Annotated in this window: 13 protein-coding genes and 2 pseudogenes; 9 read left to right on the forward strand and 6 right to left on the reverse strand. The window is 42.3% G+C overall.

Annotated elements, in window-relative coordinates; genetic code table 11:
• Positions 1-2439 (forward strand): ABC transporter permease, encoded by a 2439-nt coding sequence (locus L1D11_RS09785; RefSeq protein WP_239833232.1) that lies wholly within the window; start codon positions 1-3, stop codon positions 2437-2439.
• Between the two features lie 531 nt (positions 2440-2970).
• Positions 2971-4425, forward strand: coding sequence for an FAD-dependent oxidoreductase (locus tag L1D11_RS09790; RefSeq protein WP_239833233.1), 1455 nt, complete (start codon positions 2971-2973; stop codon positions 4423-4425).
• Between the two features lie 99 nt (positions 4426-4524).
• Here the strand turns inward: L1D11_RS09790 and L1D11_RS09795 are convergent.
• A pseudogene (locus L1D11_RS09795) lies at positions 4525-4638 on the reverse strand (allophanate hydrolase); the annotation flags it as partial.
• Between the two features lie 90 nt (positions 4639-4728).
• Positions 4729-5472, reverse strand: a complete 744-nt coding sequence (locus L1D11_RS09800) for a 5-oxoprolinase subunit PxpA (protein WP_239833234.1) — start codon at positions 5470-5472, stop codon at positions 4729-4731.
• A 762-nt stretch (positions 5473-6234) separates the two neighbouring features.
• Between L1D11_RS09800 and galE the strand changes: the two genes are divergently transcribed.
• The gene (galE, locus tag L1D11_RS09805; RefSeq protein WP_239833235.1) at positions 6235-7248 is read left to right on the forward strand and encodes a UDP-glucose 4-epimerase GalE; all 1014 of its coding nucleotides are present in this window, start codon (positions 6235-6237) and stop codon (positions 7246-7248) included.
• 653 nt (positions 7249-7901) lie between these two features.
• On the opposite strand, the pseudogene L1D11_RS22735 reads toward galE, so the two are convergent.
• A pseudogene (locus tag L1D11_RS22735) lies at positions 7902-8090 on the reverse strand (hypothetical protein); the annotation flags it as partial.
• A gap of 200 nt (positions 8091-8290) precedes the next feature.
• Between L1D11_RS22735 and L1D11_RS09810 the strand changes: the two are divergent.
• Positions 8291-9178 (forward strand): LysR family transcriptional regulator, encoded by an 888-nt coding sequence (locus L1D11_RS09810; protein WP_239834562.1) that lies wholly within the window; start codon positions 8291-8293, stop codon positions 9176-9178.
• Here the strand turns inward: L1D11_RS09810 and L1D11_RS09815 are convergent.
• On the reverse strand, positions 9167-11851 hold the full coding sequence (locus L1D11_RS09815) for a bifunctional acetate--CoA ligase family protein/GNAT family N-acetyltransferase (protein WP_239834563.1): 2685 nt from the start codon (positions 11849-11851) through the stop codon (positions 9167-9169). The two genes, L1D11_RS09810 and L1D11_RS09815, sit on opposite strands and share 12 nt — an antisense overlap.
• A 216-nt stretch (positions 11852-12067) precedes the next feature.
• Between L1D11_RS09815 and L1D11_RS09820 the strand changes: the two genes are divergently transcribed.
• On the forward strand, positions 12068-12631 hold the full coding sequence (locus tag L1D11_RS09820) for an SPOR domain-containing protein (RefSeq protein ID WP_008221412.1): 564 nt from the start codon (positions 12068-12070) through the stop codon (positions 12629-12631).
• A gap of 179 nt (positions 12632-12810) precedes the next feature.
• Positions 12811-13806, forward strand: coding sequence for a D-alanine--D-alanine ligase (locus tag L1D11_RS09825; protein ID WP_239834564.1), 996 nt, complete (start codon positions 12811-12813; stop codon positions 13804-13806).
• Positions 13807-13905: 99 nt separating this feature from the next.
• Here L1D11_RS09825 and L1D11_RS09830 read toward each other — a convergent pair whose 3' ends face one another.
• The gene (locus L1D11_RS09830; RefSeq protein ID WP_239834565.1) at positions 13906-14874 is read right to left on the reverse strand and encodes a tyrosine-type recombinase/integrase; all 969 of its coding nucleotides are present in this window, start codon (positions 14872-14874) and stop codon (positions 13906-13908) included.
• Positions 14875-14973: 99 nt separating this feature from the next.
• On the opposite strand from L1D11_RS09830, the gene L1D11_RS09835 reads away from it, so the two are divergent.
• The 3 genes from L1D11_RS09835 to L1D11_RS09845 all read left to right on the forward strand — a co-directional run bounded on the left by L1D11_RS09835 (position 14974) and on the right by L1D11_RS09845 (position 17871).
• Positions 14974-15342: a DUF3319 domain-containing protein gene (locus tag L1D11_RS09835; protein WP_239834566.1), complete on the forward strand. Its 369-nt coding sequence runs from the start codon at positions 14974-14976 to the stop codon at positions 15340-15342.
• A 3-nt stretch (positions 15343-15345) separates the two neighbouring features.
• Positions 15346-15657 carry a stress response translation initiation inhibitor YciH gene (gene yciH / locus L1D11_RS09840; RefSeq protein WP_008221404.1) on the forward strand — a complete coding sequence of 104 codons (312 nt, stop codon included), beginning with the start codon at positions 15346-15348 and terminating at the stop codon, positions 15655-15657.
• Between the two features lie 948 nt (positions 15658-16605).
• Complete coding sequence (locus L1D11_RS09845) at positions 16606-17871, forward strand: GGDEF domain-containing protein (protein ID WP_239833838.1); 1266 nt, start codon at positions 16606-16608, stop codon at positions 17869-17871.
• Between the two features lie 650 nt (positions 17872-18521).
• Here the strand turns inward: L1D11_RS09845 and L1D11_RS09850 are convergent.
• Positions 18522-18806: transposase (locus tag L1D11_RS09850; RefSeq protein WP_239862387.1), on the reverse strand; the 285-nt coding region annotated here is incomplete at its 5' end.

An 18806-nucleotide genomic window follows, 5' to 3' on the forward strand; every position in this document is an offset into this window, starting at 1 on the left:
TTGAACTCATCAAACGGATTGAACAAACGCCTGTTTTCATGGAGCATTGAAGAGGTTCGACATGGTCAATTATGGCCAGTCTCAATCGCTTTAACACTGATCATTGCCTGTGTTTTCGCGTTATCAGCATTGGCTGAGCGTATGGAGCAGGTCATCGTAAAACAGGGGAAAGATGCACTCACCGCTGACAGCGTGTTCATCTCAGCAAACCCAATCCCACAACCACTACTCGACATTGCTCAATTAGAGCAACTAGAAACTTCTCAGTTAACGCGTTTCTCAACCATGGCATTTAGCGACAACGCGATGCAGTTGGTGACGGTTAAAGCGGTGGAGAGTAACTACCCATTACGCGGTGAGATGCTTCTAGAGAGTGCAGACAATGCATCGACCAATCACGTTAAGCCCGGTGAGCTGTGGCTCGACGAACGTATTTTCGCGCAGTTGGAAGTCGAAATAGGTGACAACATCACCATCGGTGATGCTGACCTAGCCATAACAGGGCGAATCACTCAAGAACCGGGATTAAGCTTCAATCCATTCCAACAGATGCCCGCGGTACTGATACATAATGATGACATTGACGCGACAGGTGCCATTCAACCGGGAAGCCGTGTAAGTTTCAGACTGTTTTTAAACGGTGATGATGCAAAACTTAAAGCAGCTCAAGACAGTATCGAATTAACTCCGAGTGATCGTTGGCGTACACAAGATTCAGCGAGCCGCACTAATGATATGTTTAAAAGCACCACTCAATACTTATCACTAACGGTCGCTATTGTCGTAATTATGGCGGCAACTACCTTGGTATTGACGTGCCAACATTATGTAGCGAGCCGCCGAAAGACCATCGCCATGTTAAAAAGCTTGGGCGCTAGCAAACCATGGATCATTAAGTGGCTATCGGTACAAGTTTCACTACTTGTCGTTATTGGTGCCGTTCTCGGTATCGCGATTGGGATCGGACTAGAGTTTCTTCTTCGTATCCCGCTTGGTGATTTATTGCCTTCACCGCTTCCTAGCTATGGTATCGAGCCTGCCATTCTTGCCATTGTATCGAGCATTCTAATCGGTGTACCAGCACTTGGAATTCCATTGCTTGGATTGGTCAATACCTCGGCGATTAGTGTCATTCAATCAAATCCCAAGGCACAAGATAGCTATAAGAAGTTCGCGTTATTGTTAGTGCCTATCATCCCAATGATGTTGGTGTATGGTAATAATCTGTTGGTGTGGATTGTTCTTGCTGGAATCGTTGGCTTGTTTTTGATACTCGCTTTGGTGAGCACTGTGGTCTTGCGACTATTTGGTAAGTTGCCAACATCGACCTCGATGCGTTTGGCTATAAGCCGCATCAATCGCACACCGATTGCGACGGGCATTCAATTTGGCTCTCTGGCACTATCATTGATGCTGTTGTCTATCATCTGGTTGGTAAGAAGTGATCTGTTGTCAGATTGGCAACAAACCTTGCCCGAGGATGCGCCGAATGCATTTGCGCTTAACATAGCCGGTTATGAGAAAGACAGTTACCTTGCAACCATCGATGAAAACCAAGTTGAACGCACTCAAGCATTCCCAATCATTCGTGGACGGCTGACGACGATCAATGGTGTCGAAGCATCTGAATACAGTGATACTTCAGAGCGTACAGACGCCCTAAGCCGTGAAATCAACTTCACTTGGGGCGAATCTCTACCAGAATATAATGAAATACTTGAAGGCAGTTGGACGCAAGAGCAGGGCGTATCGGTTGAATCTGATGTTGCAGACCAGTTAGGTTTGAACATTGGCGACGAGCTTGTATTTACTATCAACAGTCAAAATGTATCAGCTAAGGTCAATAGCATCCGAAAAGTGGAATGGCGTGAAATGAAGCCAAACTTTTACTTCATTTTCACCCCAGACGTACTGAGCTCAATTCCTTCTACTTGGCTGGTTAGCTTTAGGCTAGAAGATCAACACAATTCCATGCTCAACGAACTCTCTCGGAACCACCCAACCGTAAGTTTGATGGATATCAGAGTGATGGGCAGCAAGATCCAAGAGCTACTCAAACAGATTGTTTGGTCTATTACCGTTCTGGCTGCGCTTGGTGTTGTCGCTGGGCTATTACTTATTTTTACGCTGTTACGTCTTAGCTTATCTCAAAGACAACAAGAGATACGTTTGTATCGTACTCTAGGCGCAAGCAAGAAACGTATCCTCAACACCATATGGTGTGAATATGGATTAATGGCGTTAGTGGCAGGCTCGATTGCGGCACTTGGTTCTGAACTGAGTGTGGCGGGGGTAATAAACTTTGGCTTTGAGTTGCAACCTTCACTTCACCTGATTCTTTGGATCGCGCTACCCGTGCTTACGTTCATCACATTGGCCGCAGTAGTGAATAGCTTAATCAAACGTATGTTAGCTCCAATAAACAAGGATTTTGGCTAGTAGCTAGAAAAATCTAACCTCGCACTTAAAACGGTCTTAAGGCAAAATGATTTATACCTAATCATGCATTATTTACAAGATGTCGCTTTAAACCGTTTTCATTTAACCAACCCAAAGCACAAGTAAAAAATATCGCACCTTAAATTCGACTCTTTTTAGCATTTATCAAAACTAATTGCGCAAGAATGCCGATTTAATGATCAACGGTTAACCCCTGTAAATAAAGGGTTTGCGCAACTTAGCAAGAATGTTATCAACAGTTATCCACAAAAACGGTGGATAACTTTAGGGATAAGTTAACATCTATGATTTAAGAGTATTGAGGCAGCCTTTATGTGGCGTCACTTAGGACAAATTTAACTGTTAGAATAACCTTTAAAGCTCTATCTGGAGTTATTGAGTCAAGAGATTATTTATGTTTTTTACATAGATATGAAATCCCGCCTATCTAAGACCTTGATAAAAATGTGATTTAATTCATCGCGGAACAAAAGTAGAATAGCGGCAGTTAATCTTATTCTACAGAACACGATGAACCACAACAAAACGGATTCAAATCAACCTTCTATTGCCATTGTTGGTGGTGGTATTGCCGGAACAACGAGCGCTATTCACTTTAGTGAGTTGGGTTTTAAGGTCACTATCTTGGAAAAAGGGCCGAGTTTGGTTAATGGTCCACCAATTTGCCACCTGCACGCTGGAGGCAATTTGTATCGAGATATTTCTGTAGAGCAGTGTCTGCAGTTACTTAAACAGTCAATTGATACCGTTCGCTTATTTCCTCACACGATCAATATTCGTCCGACAATCATCGCCGTTCCGCACAGTGATGGTGGAGAGCCGTTGGATCTGCTTCCTCGCCTTAAGATAATTAAAAACGCTTATGCCGATCTTGTTAAGCAAGATAAAAGCAACAAAGTGCTTGGTGATCCGCAAGAATATTACAAGCTGTACAGCAAAAAAGATTTATTATCTCTTTCTGAAAAAACACAGCCCCTGAAGCCAACATCTCTTGATGATTGGTGTATTCCTTTTGCGAAACATACGGATCTAGAAACCCTTAAGTATCCTGTTGCCATGGTTCAAGAATATGGTTGGAGCGTATTCAGACTTTCTGCAACTGCTCAACTCTCTTTGGGACAACAGGCTAACTGTACCGTGTTAACCAACAGCCGCTTACAATCTGTTAAATCGACAGGCCAAGGTTGGTCTTTGACTTATACAGATTTCGATAACCAAAGCCGCCAATTAACAACTGACTACTTAATTAATGCGAGTGGATTTGAAACGGGTATCGTGGACGACTTTGTGGGCTCTAAGCAGCAAAGGCTCGTTGAGTTTAAAGCCGCGTACGTTACAGAGTGGCCGTATTCGCAAGAATGTAAGGAAGAGTGGCCAGAGGTTATCTTCCATGGCCCAAGGGGCACACCACAAGGTATGGCACAATTAACGCCATATGCTGATGGTGTCTTCCAACTTCATGGTATGACAGAAGGGATAACTCTGTTTGAGGGGGGGCTTGTTTCTTCATCAACAGATTCGTCACAGCCACAGTTGCCTTCGAAGCTTCTTAAGAAAATCGTATCGGGTTGGAGTGAAGATCAGCTTGAATTAAGAACTCGCGCGGCTATAACGCATATGTCTCAGTTCATTCCAAGCTTTCGATCTGCTCAAGTAGGTGGCAAGCCTTTGTTTGGTGCACAGCAAATACCAGGAACTGATCCTAGCTTGAGAACTTCAGACGTTTCATTCTGTGGTGAACGCTACGCTCGACTTGAAGTAGTGAAAGCGTCTTCAACGTTAGAGGCGGCGCAAAAAGTTGCTGAACATTGGTTTGATATTACGGAGGCTGTTTCGATTGAAGATACACACCAAGTGACAATGTCACTTTTGTTGAGTGATATTGAAAACAAAGCAATAGGGCTAACACAAGAGCGTGGATACCCGAATTCCCTGGCGAAAGTTTCAGGCCAAGAGCAACACTAAAACCCAAATAGGCTTACCTGAGTGAACCTATTTTTTATGCACTAACAGATCTAATTCTCAGGCTAATTGAAAAAATTTTCAATTACCGAAAAATCGTGCTCACTGACACCACACATCTTGCAAGCCCAAGAATTCACCCTTACTAAATGAAATCTGATGCCCAGGCTTTGCTCGCGCTAAACATGGCAAGTAGATTCTCTCTACAAAACCAATCGTTCTATTCTAGCTTCCATGTTTAGCGAAGTATGAAGTTATGGGCTTGTCTCAGTCAACGAGTAGAAAAACAACCATGTCACACTGATATTAATTAAAACCGTTAAGATCTTGTCGAATTTTTCTTATTAATGCGATGGATTGGGGGTTATCACCATGAACGCAAATAGTATCGGCTTCAATAGGTAACCTTTCACCTTCGATGGTCGTTACCGAGCCGAAATTGACGATTTGCATCACTTGGTTATAAATATCGTCCTGATTCACGTACACCGAACCTTTTTGTGCGCGCGGTGCAAGATGACCGTTATTTAGGTATGCACGGTCTGCAAATGCTTCGAATAATAGGGGTAAGTCGTGATCATCAGCTATATCTAAATATTGTTGATTGTCAGAAGAAGAGAGGATCATGAGAGGGATATTAAATTCAGCTACTGCTTGTGCAACGGCATTAAAAACATCTGTATTTGCCATCATATCGTTATAAAGCGCACCATGAGGTTTTACGTAACCGACAGAAGTATGGTGATAACGGCAAAGGGCTTGCAGCGCACCTACTTGGTAGCAAACCAACTCACTGATTTCGTGCATATTATGGGGGATAGACCTGCGGCCAAACCCGACAAGATCTTGATAACCTGGGTGAGCACCGATTTGAGTATGATAATGCTGGGCTAGTTTAATAGTCTTTGACATCACGTGGGGGTCAGACGCGTGAAAGCCACAGGCTATGTTAGCCATATCGACCCATTCCATGACCGATTCATCATCGCCCATCTTCCAGTTGCCGAAACTTTCTCCCATGTCGCAATTAAGCAAAATCTTCATTGTCACTTGGCACTAATCCTTTACGTTCCAGTAACTACTGACGGTCTTACAAATACCATAAATAAACCGTGACCTAAGTCCAAATTTCGGCACTGGAAAATTCTGCAGTATACCATTTTTATTGGTTTAAATTATTGATCATAGAATTAATATTTATTGATATCCCTCCAGATTGGCTTAGAACTAACATGAACAACGCCTACTTTTTATTTGCTCAGGGAAACTCGCTATTCCAACTCAAGTTTATGTTCCTGAAAGCATTGTCTGTGTAAGATTTTTAAATGGATATGGAAACAAGCGTGGGGTAATTCATACTTAATGATTCAATAAAATACCCATATTAAAATGTTGGCTTAAGTGCGTTTAATCGATGTCATTATAGTTGAGTAGGGTTAAAGTCGTGCGGTTTGGTACTCTCTTATAAGAGTTCAAACTCTACATACTACTTGGGTCGTTATTCAGCCTATTTAAGTCACGAGAACTAAGTTAGCTGAACGTTTGATGGTACTTATCAAACAAGCTTAAGAGCTCAAACAGCGCTAATTCAATATTAGCGTAAGTCTAGGAATTCAATTAGTCGATGGTTAGAAACAAGAGATCGATGTGATAGTGAACACTGCTAGTGAAGTGATATATCAAGCATAATGCAAAGGGGAGGGGCAGTTTGTGTTCTCAAGTGACGTTTGATTACACCATTGGGCTGTGACATTACACTACGTTGTTGTATCATAAGTGATAGATTGAGTATTCATAATAAAAGGTTTAAACATGAATGTTTTAGTAACCGGTGGCATGGGCTACATCGGCAGTCATGCAAGTATCCAGATGCTTAAGGCAGGTATGACACCTGTCCTTTTTGATAACTTATACAACAGTAAACCGAGCGTTTTAGAGCGCATCGGAAAGGTATCTGGCGTTCGCCCAGTGTTCGTTGAAGGTGACATTCGAAATAAAGCGCTGTTGACGGAAACCATGAAGCAGCACAATATCAAAGCCGTTATCCACTTTGCCGGATTGAAAGCGGTTGGTGAGTCGGTTGAAAAGCCCCTTGAGTACTACGATAACAATGTAAACGGCACTTTGGTCCTCGTTGATGCAATGCGTGAAGCTAATGTTAAAACGTTAGTGTTCAGTTCATCAGCAACAGTATATGGCGACCCTGCAAGTGTACCTATTACAGAAGATTTCCCAACGAGTGCGACCAACCCTTATGGCCGCAGTAAATTGATGGTCGAAGAGTGTCTTACCGACTTCCAAAAAGCGAATCCAGATTGGAGCATCACGCTACTTCGTTACTTTAACCCTGTAGGTTCACACCCAAGTGGTGAGCTAGGTGAAGATCCACAAGGCATTCCAAACAATTTAATGCCGTTTGTGTCTCAAGTGGCGGTTGGCAGACGCGAGTTCTTATCAGTATTTGGTAGTGATTATCCAACTAAAGATGGCACTGGTGTTCGTGATTACATCCACGTAATGGATCTGTCTGATGGACACATTGCTGCACTTGAGAAAGTAGGCCGCAAAGATGGTCTTCATATCTACAACCTCGGTACAGGTAATGGGTCTAGTGTTTTAGACATGGTTAAGGCGTTTGAGCAAGCAAGCGGTAAAGAAATCCCTTTTAAGCTTGTTGAACGACGCGCAGGCGACATCGCAGAATGTTGGGCCGATCCGGCGAAAGCTCAGAAAGAACTTGGTTGGAGCGCAACACGCACACTAACTGAAATGACCGAAGATACATGGCGCTGGCAGTCTACAAACCCTAATGGGTTTCCGGGCTGACCTAGTGATTTATTGAATGATTAACTTATAAAAAGATGCTTTAGGGCATCTTTTTTGATCTAAATCGAATAAAAAGTAAATTAGTGGTTAAAAAGTATCATCCTGTATTCATTGTGTTACTATTCACGCGAATTATATATTTAATGTTATTTTTTTGGAGTTAATCATGGAACTAGGCCTGATCATCACTTTCATCGTTGCTGCAGCAGTAATGGTTAAGAAAGAAATGGCAGAGAAGTAATTTCACTTATTCCTTTTTGATATAATTTTTAGTGAAATAGATAAAAGCCAGCATTTAGCTGGCTTTTTAGTTTCTGCAGTTCAGACTTGTAACGAATTAAAATACTTGGTTTGTAGATAAGCACCAGTTAAGATCAGGTTGAGACTTAATCTCTGTACTGAATTGATAATCGTGCGCTACAAGACATGTCGCTGTACAACCAATACTTCTTATCTAGAGCGTTAAATAGACCTGCTCGCAGAGTTAAATCTACCATAGGGCAGGAAATAAGCCGTCAAATCAACAACTGTGTATCCAGATAAATCGACATTACCATCAGAGTTACAATCAACTTATCTTCCACGAAAAATGCTTGGTCTTGAGCAAATACACCCCATTACATGGTTTTTGCGTCAAGGATCCCCTTACTATCTGGAGTATATAGAAGAACTTGCTTAATATCATTAGACATTTGATTATCAATGTCTTCCGAAGATACTAATTCAATCGAACTCAATACATCCTCTATGTTTTGTTCAGTACGAGTTGCCGATACAGCAACCTCGTCAAATAGGACATAATCTTCAGCAAAGGCAGATGTTGATGAAAGCGCTAAAACGATTGAAGCAGAGAGTAGGGATTGCTCATACTTTCGATTGTTAGCTCAATTACATAGTGTTATCTTGATTTTCGAAAGATAACACTGATCCTAAATAATAATTGCTATTATTTGCATTTAAATAACTTTCAGTCACAGTTCCACTTATGGTTTGAATGCTTGCTTTTTTTGTGATTCAGTCCCATTTATAAAATAGGAAAGCTATGCAGAGCCCAATAACACTTGAAGCGTTACACATCCTAGACGCCATCGACAGGCGTGGAAGTTTCGCTGCTGCGGCCAATGAGATGGACCGCGCACCTTCATCACTCAGCTATCAAATTCAAAAACTTGAACAAGACTTAGATATCATGATTTTTGACCGTTCTGGCCATCGCGCAAACTTTACAGAGGCAGGTCAGTTGATACTTGAACAAGGTAGGGTGATCCTTGGTGCGACAGAAAGGCTCGTCAACGAAGCCAGCATTCTAGCTAATGGATGGGAGTTGGATTTAACCATCGCTTTTGATGGCATTATCCCAATTGCTAATTTCTTCCCACTTGTTGATGAACTAGGAAAAATCAGTAAAACGCGTGTTCGTTTACAAGAGGAGATCTTAGCAGGGTGTTGGGAATCACTGTCAGATGGCCGCGCCGACCTTCTTGTTTGCCCGAAAGTCAATACCATTCCTAATGACCTAAAAAGTGACATGATTGGTAAAATGGAAATGGTTTGGGTAGCAGCATCCAATCATTACGTTCACAAGCGTTCTGGCGATTTTCACCAAAAGGCTAGAGAAAGTTACAGGGTGATTGCAATCGCGGATACGGCACGCGATCAGCCAGCATTAAGCATCAATATATTAGAGAAGCAGCCACGTTTAACGGTGACGAGCTTTCCGGCAAAAGTAGAAGCATTAACGAGCGGGTTAGGTATTGGCACATTACCTTGTAGTGTTGCTAATCCATTAATTGAATCTGGTGTTTTAAAGCAAATCGCAGGTACTGAGCCCCAGCCAATTGACATCGTTATGGCTTGGCGACGCAACAAAATGGGCGACGCCAAATCATGGTGCATCCAACACCTTAAAAAAACATGGTCACTCAAGTAACGGAAGCACCATATCTGCTGTACCGTCTTCAAAACAGATATCTAGCTTGAAACCCAGTTTTTGAGCTAGTGTCAGCATCCCTCTGTTGGTTGGCATCGTCATTCCCGACATCTGTTTAGTCTGCTTGGCTCGGCAGTAATCAATAACCTTAGTCATCAAGATTCTTCCTAAACCAACGCCTTTAAGATCAGAGCGAATCAATATCGCGAATTCTGCATCCGTATTCTCTGGGTTAATCAGAGCCCGAGACACGCCAATGATTGCAGGTACGCCTTGTTCTTCACGCACCACAACAAAAGCAATCTCTCTATCGAAATCAATCTGAGTGAAATTAGCTAACGCTTCATGATTGAATTCACCCACATCACTAAAGAAACGTTTATAGAGATCCTCTTTAGACACTCGATTAATGAAATCGGCATGAAGTGGTTCATCTTCAGGCAGAATAGGGCGTAGCAGCACTTCTGTGCCATCTTTTAACTGGATACGTTCTTCAAGCTCCACAGGGTAAGGGCGAATCGCCAGCCTTTCTTGTGGGTCCCCTTCGTAAGCTTTCAATATGATATCGGCGTCCAATATCGTGAACTTATCGCCATTCGCAAGAACTGGATGTATATCCAGGTCATGTATTTCAGGGCAATCAACCACCATTTGAGAAATACGAACCAGCAACTCCGACAAGCCTTCTATGTCGATAGGGTTAGGGAGCTTTTGTAGGCGAATCTTGCCACTCTTTATGGCTCGAATGATCAAGTAACGAGCCAGTGTCATGTTAAGCGGAGGGAAAGCAGCTGCCGCGTCAATCGACTCATCCCATTCGGAACCGCCTTGACCGAGTAGAATAATAGGGCCGAATGTTTCGTCAGTTGTCACCTTAACGCGAAGCTCTTGTCCGCCAGCAAGTTTCGCCATGCCTTGAACCAACAAACCGTGAATATGCGCAGTAGGAAACGATAACTGAGAGCGATCCAAAATCGCTTGTGCCGCATTCGCGACCTCGCTACTGTTTCTTAGATTGAGCATCACACCTTGAACGTCAGACTTGTGCGCAATGTCTGGTGAACGGAGTTTGACTGCGACAGGGTATCCAATGGTTTCGGCAATATGCACCGCTTCACTGGGGTCAGAAGCGATCCAAGTAGGTAACACATCCAAATTGAAGTGTTTGAAAAACTGACTGTTTTGATGGGTATCAAGGCTAACTGTATCTTTATCCAGTAGTTGGCATTCTATCCAATTCTTCGCATCGGCTAAGTCTTCAATATGGACTTTCTCAGCCGTAGTTGGCGTCTCCATAAGCTGACGTTGGTTGCGTCGGTACTCAACCAAGTGCATGAATGCGACTACTGAACTTTCTGGCGTTCGATAGGTTGGAATACCAGCCTCTGTGAACAGCTTTCTCGCAGGCCTTGCCGTGAGCTCACCGGACCAATTGGTAAGAATATTGAATCGCTTATGGCGGGGGTGCTTTTTAATCGCGTCGATGATTCGCTCAGCGGTTTGAGCAGAATGCGCGATGGCTGAAGGGCTATGCATGATGAGAATGGCATCCGCTTCATCACCATCGAGTAATGTGTTGATAGTATCGATATAACGCTGATCACCCGCATCACCAACAATATCGATAGGATTGCTATGCGACCAACTTGAAGGTAACACCCTATTGAGCTTTTCGAGCGTCTCTTTCGATAACTCGGCGAGTTTACCGCCACGTTCGAAGAGCGTATCAACAGCCATAATCGCAGGCCCGCCACCATTCGTGACAATCGCCAGTCTCTCTCCACGTAAAGGGACCGAGTGAGTTAGGGTTTCTACCGCAGCAAACAGTTCATGCAAGTTTTTAACTCGCAACATGCCACTACGACGAATAGCCGAGTCGTAAATAATATCGAGCGTATCCGCACCACCAGTATGTGCTATTGCTGCTGCTCGGCCTTTAGCGGTTCGGCCACCTTTCAATACGAGTATTCTCCGATTACGTGAAGCTGCTCGGGCAGCCGAAATGAAACGTCTTGCATCTTTAATACTATCTATATAAAGCAATACTGCTTCAGTGTGAGAGTCGGTACTCAGATAATCCAACAGTTCAGAGAACTCGATATCCGTGCCGTTACCGATTGAGATAAATGCAGAGAAGCCGATCTCTTTATCATTCGCCCAATCAAGTATCGTCGTACAAACCGCCGCAGATTGAGAAACAAAGCCAATCTTGCCGGGTAGTGCGGTCACAGGAGAAAAAGAGGCATTAAGATTTAGCCAAGGGATTATCACCCCTAAGCTGTTTGAACCAAGCATTCTTATATTGTGCTTTTTCGCAATCGCTAGGCATCTTGAGTCGTACGTTTCACTGTTATCACTCGGTTGTTGCATATCTGAAGAAAGAACAATGACAGACGCAATGCCTTTCTCCGCTAACTCCTCAAAGATAGCTATATTGCGAGTCGCGTTGGTACAAAGAATCGCAAGGTCGGGAACAATTGGTAGCGACGAAATGTTTTTGTAGGAAAGTACACCCGCCACAGAATCGTATTTGGGCGTAACTGGCATTACCGCCCCTTTAAAATCCCCGTGCAACAGATTATTCATAACAATGTATCCCGCTCGATTCTCACGTTGAGAAGCACCAACAACAGCTATCGAACGGGGTTTGAGTAGGGGATCAAGATGATTCATAGACATATCCTAGCAATGAACGTAAGTTCATCGTAACTTACTTTTCGATGACAGGTTGATGGCAAATTCACCGAATTCAGATGAATAAGCAAACACTGCATAAAGTTTGTGAAATAGGTCACCCACTAATGGTGTATAATTTCAAAGTTAACTTGATTCTAAACCGACGTATCGGCATGATTTATAGTAATTATTATTAAGGATATAGAGCTTTCCATGAAAAAAATTGCAATTGCGACTTTGCCACTGCTCTTGGCTGCATGTGTATCTGAAAACTACATCACGGATGTGACTTCAGATAGTTATCAAGAAGAGTACAAAACTGCCAAAGTTGAAGCTCCAGTTGTGTCTCAATCACAGCAATCAGGCGTTGTTGAAGAGAATGTTGTGAACGTTATCAGAACAGAACCTGTTGAGCAGAAAGTCACTCAAACAACTCAGGCTAAGCCAGTTGCGGCAGTGAAAGGTCCAACTAAGAAACAACAAGACATGAACCAGCGTTTTGGTTACACAGTTCAAGTTGTTGCGGTTGGCAGCCAAAGTAAAGTCGACTCTTTCGTGAAAATGCTACCAACGACTTCTCAACCAGTTTGGGAAAACTACAAGATGGTAAATGGCACTAAGTGGTTCACAGTACTTTACGGTGACTACGCAACACGTTTAGAAGCGAAAAAAGCTATCTCAACACTGCCTAGTTCACTTAAGAACTTGAAGCCATTCGTGAAGAGTATTGATGACATCAAAAACTCTGAATACCCAACGCTTAACAAGTTAAACTAAGTTTTGAATCATAAGGAAGGAGCAAATGCTCCTTCTTTTGTTTTATGACGAACCGTTTTGTCTAATAGTTAATCGCTCGATCTTTCGAACGCAATTTTAACAATCAAAACACTGTACCTATTTCGACTTTTGTTTATCATTGAAGTCAGTATTCCTAGTTTCAAGGACCAAATTTACCCATGAACACCACAAACATTCTTCTGCTATGCGGCGGTGGTTCTTCAGAGCACGAAGTGTCGTTAGTTTCAGCCAATTACCTTTTTGACCAGCTTAAGAGCGTTAAAGACTTTGATGTTGTAAGAGTTGAAATTAAAAACGAAGGCTGGTGTCTTGATTCAGGTGAATTGGTTTATCTTGATATTAACGATCAAACCTTACGCGGTAAACATTTAGCATCGAAAGTCGATTTCATTGTACCTTGTATCCACGGTTTCCCGGGTGAAACAGGTGACATCCAGTCACTGTTTGAAATGGCTAAGATTCCGTATTTAGGCTGTGGTTCTGAAGCGAGCAACAACAGTTTTAACAAGATCACTTCAAAGCTTTGGTATGACGCACTTAGCATTCCAAACACACCATACCTATTCCTATCTGACAATACAGACGAAGCTCATTCACTAGCAACTCAAGCTTTTGAAAAGTGGGGCAAAGTATTCGTGAAAGCAGCACGCCAAGGCTCTTCTGTTGGCTGTTATCAAGTCAACCAAATTGAAGACCTGAGCGAGGCAATCAACAAAGCATTTACTTATTCAGATCAAGTGCTTGTTGAAAAGTCAGTGGTGCCAAGAGAGTTGGAAGTTGCGGCTTATGAAATCGATGGAGAGCTACACATCAGTAAGCCAGGCGAGGTCATTGCACCAAACGGCGCATTCTACTCTTACGAAGAAAAATACAGTGCAGACAGCCACTCAATCACAGAAGTAGAAGCCGGCAACCTTACTGATGAGCAACGTCAACTGATTGCAGACAGTGCTCGTAAAGTGTTTACGCAAATGAAGCTTCGCCATTTATCTCGTATTGACTTCTTCTTAACGCAAGATAACGAGATCTACCTAAACGAAGTTAATACCTTCCCTGGCATGACACCAATTTCGATGTTCCCAAAAATGGTTGAACACGACGGACATAAGTTCGCTAAGTTCCTAGAAAACTGCGTTAGAACCAGCCTTTCTTAAAGCAGCTTCTAAGGCTTCGTAAAAAAGCGGTTTGGATTATCTCCAAGCCGCTTTTTTGTGTTAGCGGTGTTTTTTAGTCTACCACAGGGCTGCAATTGCTTATCGCCACGGTGTTAGTGCCTTAAACTTCATTTTTTCGCTTTCGGCCGTATTCGAATAACCAACATACTGGGCAGGCATAGCAGGACTAAGCCAACGTCCAAAATCCTGAATCTCTCTTATCTTAAGCCCTTGTTTAGAGAGCTCTTGCGCCGCACCGACTCGAATCGAATTGCCTGAGAAATGGTGGTTCTCGGCTAAACCGAGTAAGTCACTTGCACGTCTTAAAATCCGATAGATTGACGAATCATCTAATGGACGAAGGCCAACGTTTTCGTGCTTATCGATGGCACGAAATACAGGCAATTCCTCTACTAGCCCAGTAAACCTTAGCCAACGTTCGAGTACAGAACTCGCAACTGATGAAAGCTTGTAGACCGAGTCTTTAATTGTAATTTGGTACTTACCATCGATACTCTCCACATCGTTCGTCGATAAGGACTTAAGTTCAGAGCGCTTCAAAGCACATTCGAACATCACGTTATAAATCGCGATGTCGCGGATCTCTTTTAACGTTACTTTGTCATGTGAAAGCAGCGTGTTCAATTGAGTAAGGTGCGAAGACGTCATAGCGTATGTCTGCTTTGCGTCACCAGCCATTCGAGCTCGTAAGTGGAGCAGAGTGAAGCGAATTTGCCTATGCTTAACAGGGTTTGCGAAGTTAAGTACGGTGTGCAACAAACTTAAAGTTGCAGTGTAACGTTTTAACGATGCGTACTTTCTATCATTAGACTCCGTTTCGAGAAAGCGACGAACTGCCGTGATGGAAGCAGGGAGTGTATTGATTCGATGTTTGGTGCAGAACGTGTGGTAGCGAGACCAATCACTGTAGATACCCAACAGTGAATTATGAGAATAATTGTAACCTGTTAACTCATCGATAATTTCGACGGTTGCGTTCCTGTTTAATTTTTCAACAAACAGATTAATTCTCACGGAGTCGGTTAAAATAGGGACTTTTTTTCTCAAATTAACGTACCTCGACAGGTTGTTTCCCATATTATGCTTGATATCATGATAAGTATACTTATGATTAATATAGTGAAAACAAAAAGATGATTAATAGATATGGCTAATTCAATTTACCGAAACGTTCATCTTCAATCGATAGATGCAAATAACACAGTTTGGCGTGCTAAGTTAAAAAACAACGTTATTCAAGGTAGATTAGCTGCCGTGAAAAAGAGTATCGATTGGTGGATTGATACTGCATCTATTATTGACCCCAAAGAGTTCACAGCGTTAAGTAAGTCTAGAGGGACTGGTGGCCAAACTGAAAATTTCAATGGTTACCAAATCAAAAATGACACTGGTGAGCCAAACGCATGGTATTGCATGTTTAACGGACGTCTTATCAAAGGCGGGAAAACGGCAATACAGCGTCATATCGAAGCTTACTTAATCGCTAAACAAAAAGTCGAGCAACAAAAGAAGTAAATTATGAGCCTAGTATATTCAACAGAAACAGGTCGTATTAAACCTGAAGAAGAGAAAGTCCAACGTCCTAAAGGCGATGGTATCGTTCGAATCCAAAAAGAAACCAAAGGCCGTAAAGGCAAAGGCGTTTCTGTCGTAACCGGCTTAGATCTAGATGATGCACCATTAAAATTAATGGCTGCAGAGCTTAAGAAAGTATGCGGCTGTGGTGGCTCAGTAAAAGATGGCAACATCGAAATTCAAGGTGACGCGCGCGATAAGATCAAAGCGCACCTTGAAAAGAAAGGCTACAAAGTTAAATTTGCCGGCGGTTAATCTCTAACTAATACCAGGGGTAAAATCGAAGATTATTATCGCTGGATATTAGGTATTTTATGGTAAATAACCAATATCGTTAAATACACAGTATCAGTTGAGAAGAAACGAAGGCAGGGCATCAGATATCGAGCACTGCCTTATGATTATTAAATCTAATTTAACATAACAATGATAATACGCAGTAAATTGTTGAGGCAATTTAGTAATGTCACTATTTACCAAAATAAAAATATCCCTTTAGTTACTTGGTCTCATAGCTATTGTCTTAAACTCTTTTTACCTAATCATTACATATGTGGTCTACATCTACATAAGCTCTTTACACAAAGCTTATCGATGAGAACTTGTTCCGTTAGTCATAACTCATATCTACTTTTACTAGTATTCACAGCGATGTTTGTAAACTTTGTGGATATTGCTGTCGTTTATTTTCAGATTTCACACACGCCACTTTTTTCCTTGGTGGTTGCACTCGTTGAATTCTGTTTTGGGTTATCGACTTAGTTAGCCAGTTGAGTTTTCTTTCGTAATCTCATCCTTAAATCCTCCAAGTAGCATCACTCATAAATACACACGCTCACAGCTACTTGCCCTCACATCATCGTTGGGATGGAATTACGAGACAATTAAGCCATACGTACGTAATCCAACATCCTTTCTATTACAATAAATTAACCCGCCTGAAATTTAACTGTATAAGTAAACAGTTAAATTTTAACTCCTATAAAAGCGGCACATTTAGAGTAATTTACAATCAAAATCAATACTCTGCGTTTAATTTTTAAACTTCAACTTGCTCTTATGGTGCACTTTCCTGTATAAAAGTCAATTTTGGATCAGTTTTTGGGAATAGCAATTCAGCCAACGCTAATACTCTAATCTGAGATTGCACCAACTCTACGGCATTGTGTATTAGGTTCGAGTTACATGTATAGGTTAAATATAATGAGCGACAAAGCATTCCGCAAACTCAACATATTCCTCTCGATTTTTTGCCTGGCAATCACCCTACTGTCGCTATTCTCTTTTGACAAGCTTATGAACAAGAGCTACGTCATTTCCCCAGACAAATACCATACACTCGCTAATACTGACAGAGACCATAATGGTGGCACGGTAGGCTCATTACACAAGTCAAATAGTGGCATTGAGTTACAGTGTTACTTCCAGCGAACCTACAGCAAGCCTTTTTGTGAGGTTGAATTCGTCATATCAAAAGAAGGTAAAGGGTTAGATCTCTCCACGTTCGATTCGGTATCCATTAACATGGATTACGAAGGACAAGAGAACCCAAGGTTCCGCTTTTACATTCGTAACTACGACAAGGGTTACAGTGTGAAAGGTGATGCAATGTCAAATAAGTTCAATCGCTTAGACTTTTCGCTACCAGATATAAGCCACATCGACTTGGACTACTTCAATGTCCCATTCTGGTGGATTGATCATTATAACCACCCTGTTTCTGACAGCGCGGTAGACATCACGAACGCAGTATCTGTTGAACTTGGGCTTGGTGCGAGCACGCTTGCCGGGCATCATTCACTTAAGATCTCGAGTATTGTTTTCCACGGTAAAATCATCAGCAAGGCTTTACTAGGTGAGCTTTTGGTTGGGTTATGGGTAATATATGCCGTCTACTATGTCTGCTGTGCTCTGCATATCGCTCGACGAAATAAAGCTCGTTCTGCACAACAACAACGTTATTTGACCCAAGAAATTGAAGAGTTAAAAGTTAAGGCCACAACAGATCCGTTGACTGGCTGCAGAAACAGAACCGAAGCGCTAGATAGCTTCTATGATTTCGAATGGTTAGCACAACAAGGAAAAATGATTCATGTCGCGTTGTTTGATTTAGACCATTTCAAACTGATTAACGACCAGCATGGCCATGAAGTTGGTGATAAGGTCCTCATCCAATTTGTTACTACCGCAAATGAAACACTTGGCGAGCATTATTTGCTTTATCGCTGGGGTGGTGAGGAGTTCCTACTCGTTTGCCTAGAACAAACGACGCTACAGTGTCACGAATCAATCGATAACTTGTACCTTGCAATGGACACAAAAGCATGGCCGAACGCGCTGACTGTCACAGCTTCTACTGGTGTCACACAGCTAAAGCAGAACGAGTCGATACGTTCTGCAATCAAGCGAGCAGACAAAGCACTGTATGAAGCAAAAAACAGCGGACGAAACCAATTCGTAACGTTTTAAGTCCATCTCATCGCTTTTCACCTGCGCGTCTCTAAGTCCCTTTAAGATAGCTGTTCAGCTTGCTAAGCCCATTAATGCTCGAGGCTTTTGGAGGGCAAGTCTCCTAATCTAGTATCTCATTCGAGCGACCATGAATTAACTTCCTTCAAGCCAAAGCTACACACTTAAGTAAACCAATACAGACCTCGTATTTGCCGCACTAAAGTCCCCCTCAGCTAATGCTTTCTGCTGCGGTTGAAGTATGCGAACCCGAGTCTAAACAGCGTTAGATGAACAATTCTGTCGCTGAGTATCTCAATAACGCTGCTTGTCACGAACACTCCAACACTCAAACCATAAAGCCTTACTCATTGAGAATTAGATGAATCAATTCGCTAATAATTGAAGTCACAGCGTCATGAACGTTAAAAAGCTCAAATATTGAACAACTTACGACTGGCGACATAAATACTGACACCCAAAACCCAGAACGTTTAACTTTCATCTTGTTTTGTAATTTAATTACAAAACAAAAGAAAAGGCATCCCAAAAAGTAGATCACTCCGAGGTAAGCTGTTGAATATATGATGATTATCGGGCTGTAGAGGTATGTATTTTAGAATGGTATTAAGGTTGTGATTGGTGGGGTAATATACTGTTGTACAAGTTATTTAGTTATAGTGCATTAAGGTAATAAAAAAGGGCTGTCGCGGCTTTCCGGGGAAAGCCGCTTTTATCTTCAAGAAGAAGTAGTCTGTATCTCGATACCCATATCCCATTCGCTTGATTAGTTTTATCTTGTTGTTTATCCCTTCCAATGTGCAGGTGTTAAGCGGATAACTTGCCGATGCGATAATGCCGTGAAGATAAGGACTCAGTTTTCGTGCGAACTCTTGCAATGGCTTAATTCCACTCTCCTGTACTTGTGCCCACCACACCTCCCAGAGCCCTTTTGC

It is taken from the genome of Vibrio sp. Isolate32 (genome assembly GCF_022397955.1).
Classification (GTDB): domain Bacteria; phylum Pseudomonadota; class Gammaproteobacteria; order Enterobacterales; family Vibrionaceae; genus Vibrio.

Coding starts and splice junctions, on each gene's coding strand:
- L1D11_RS09790 (WP_239833233.1), top strand. CDS start 2,971: ATGAACCACAACAAAACGGATTCAAATCAACCTTCTATTGCCATTGTT.
- galE (WP_239833235.1), top strand. CDS start 6,235: ATGAATGTTTTAGTAACCGGTGGCATGGGCTACATCGGCAGTCATGCA.
- L1D11_RS09810 (WP_239834562.1), top strand. CDS start 8,291: ATGCAGAGCCCAATAACACTTGAAGCGTTACACATCCTAGACGCCATC.
- L1D11_RS09815 (WP_239834563.1), bottom strand. CDS start 11,851: ATGAATCATCTTGATCCCCTACTCAAACCCCGTTCGATAGCTGTTGTT.
- L1D11_RS09820 (WP_008221412.1), top strand. CDS start 12,068: ATGAAAAAAATTGCAATTGCGACTTTGCCACTGCTCTTGGCTGCATGT.
- L1D11_RS09825 (WP_239834564.1), top strand. CDS start 12,811: ATGAACACCACAAACATTCTTCTGCTATGCGGCGGTGGTTCTTCAGAG.
- L1D11_RS09835 (WP_239834566.1), top strand. CDS start 14,974: ATGGCTAATTCAATTTACCGAAACGTTCATCTTCAATCGATAGATGCA.
- yciH (WP_008221404.1), top strand. CDS start 15,346: ATGAGCCTAGTATATTCAACAGAAACAGGTCGTATTAAACCTGAAGAA.
- L1D11_RS09845 (WP_239833838.1), top strand. CDS start 16,606: ATGAGCGACAAAGCATTCCGCAAACTCAACATATTCCTCTCGATTTTT.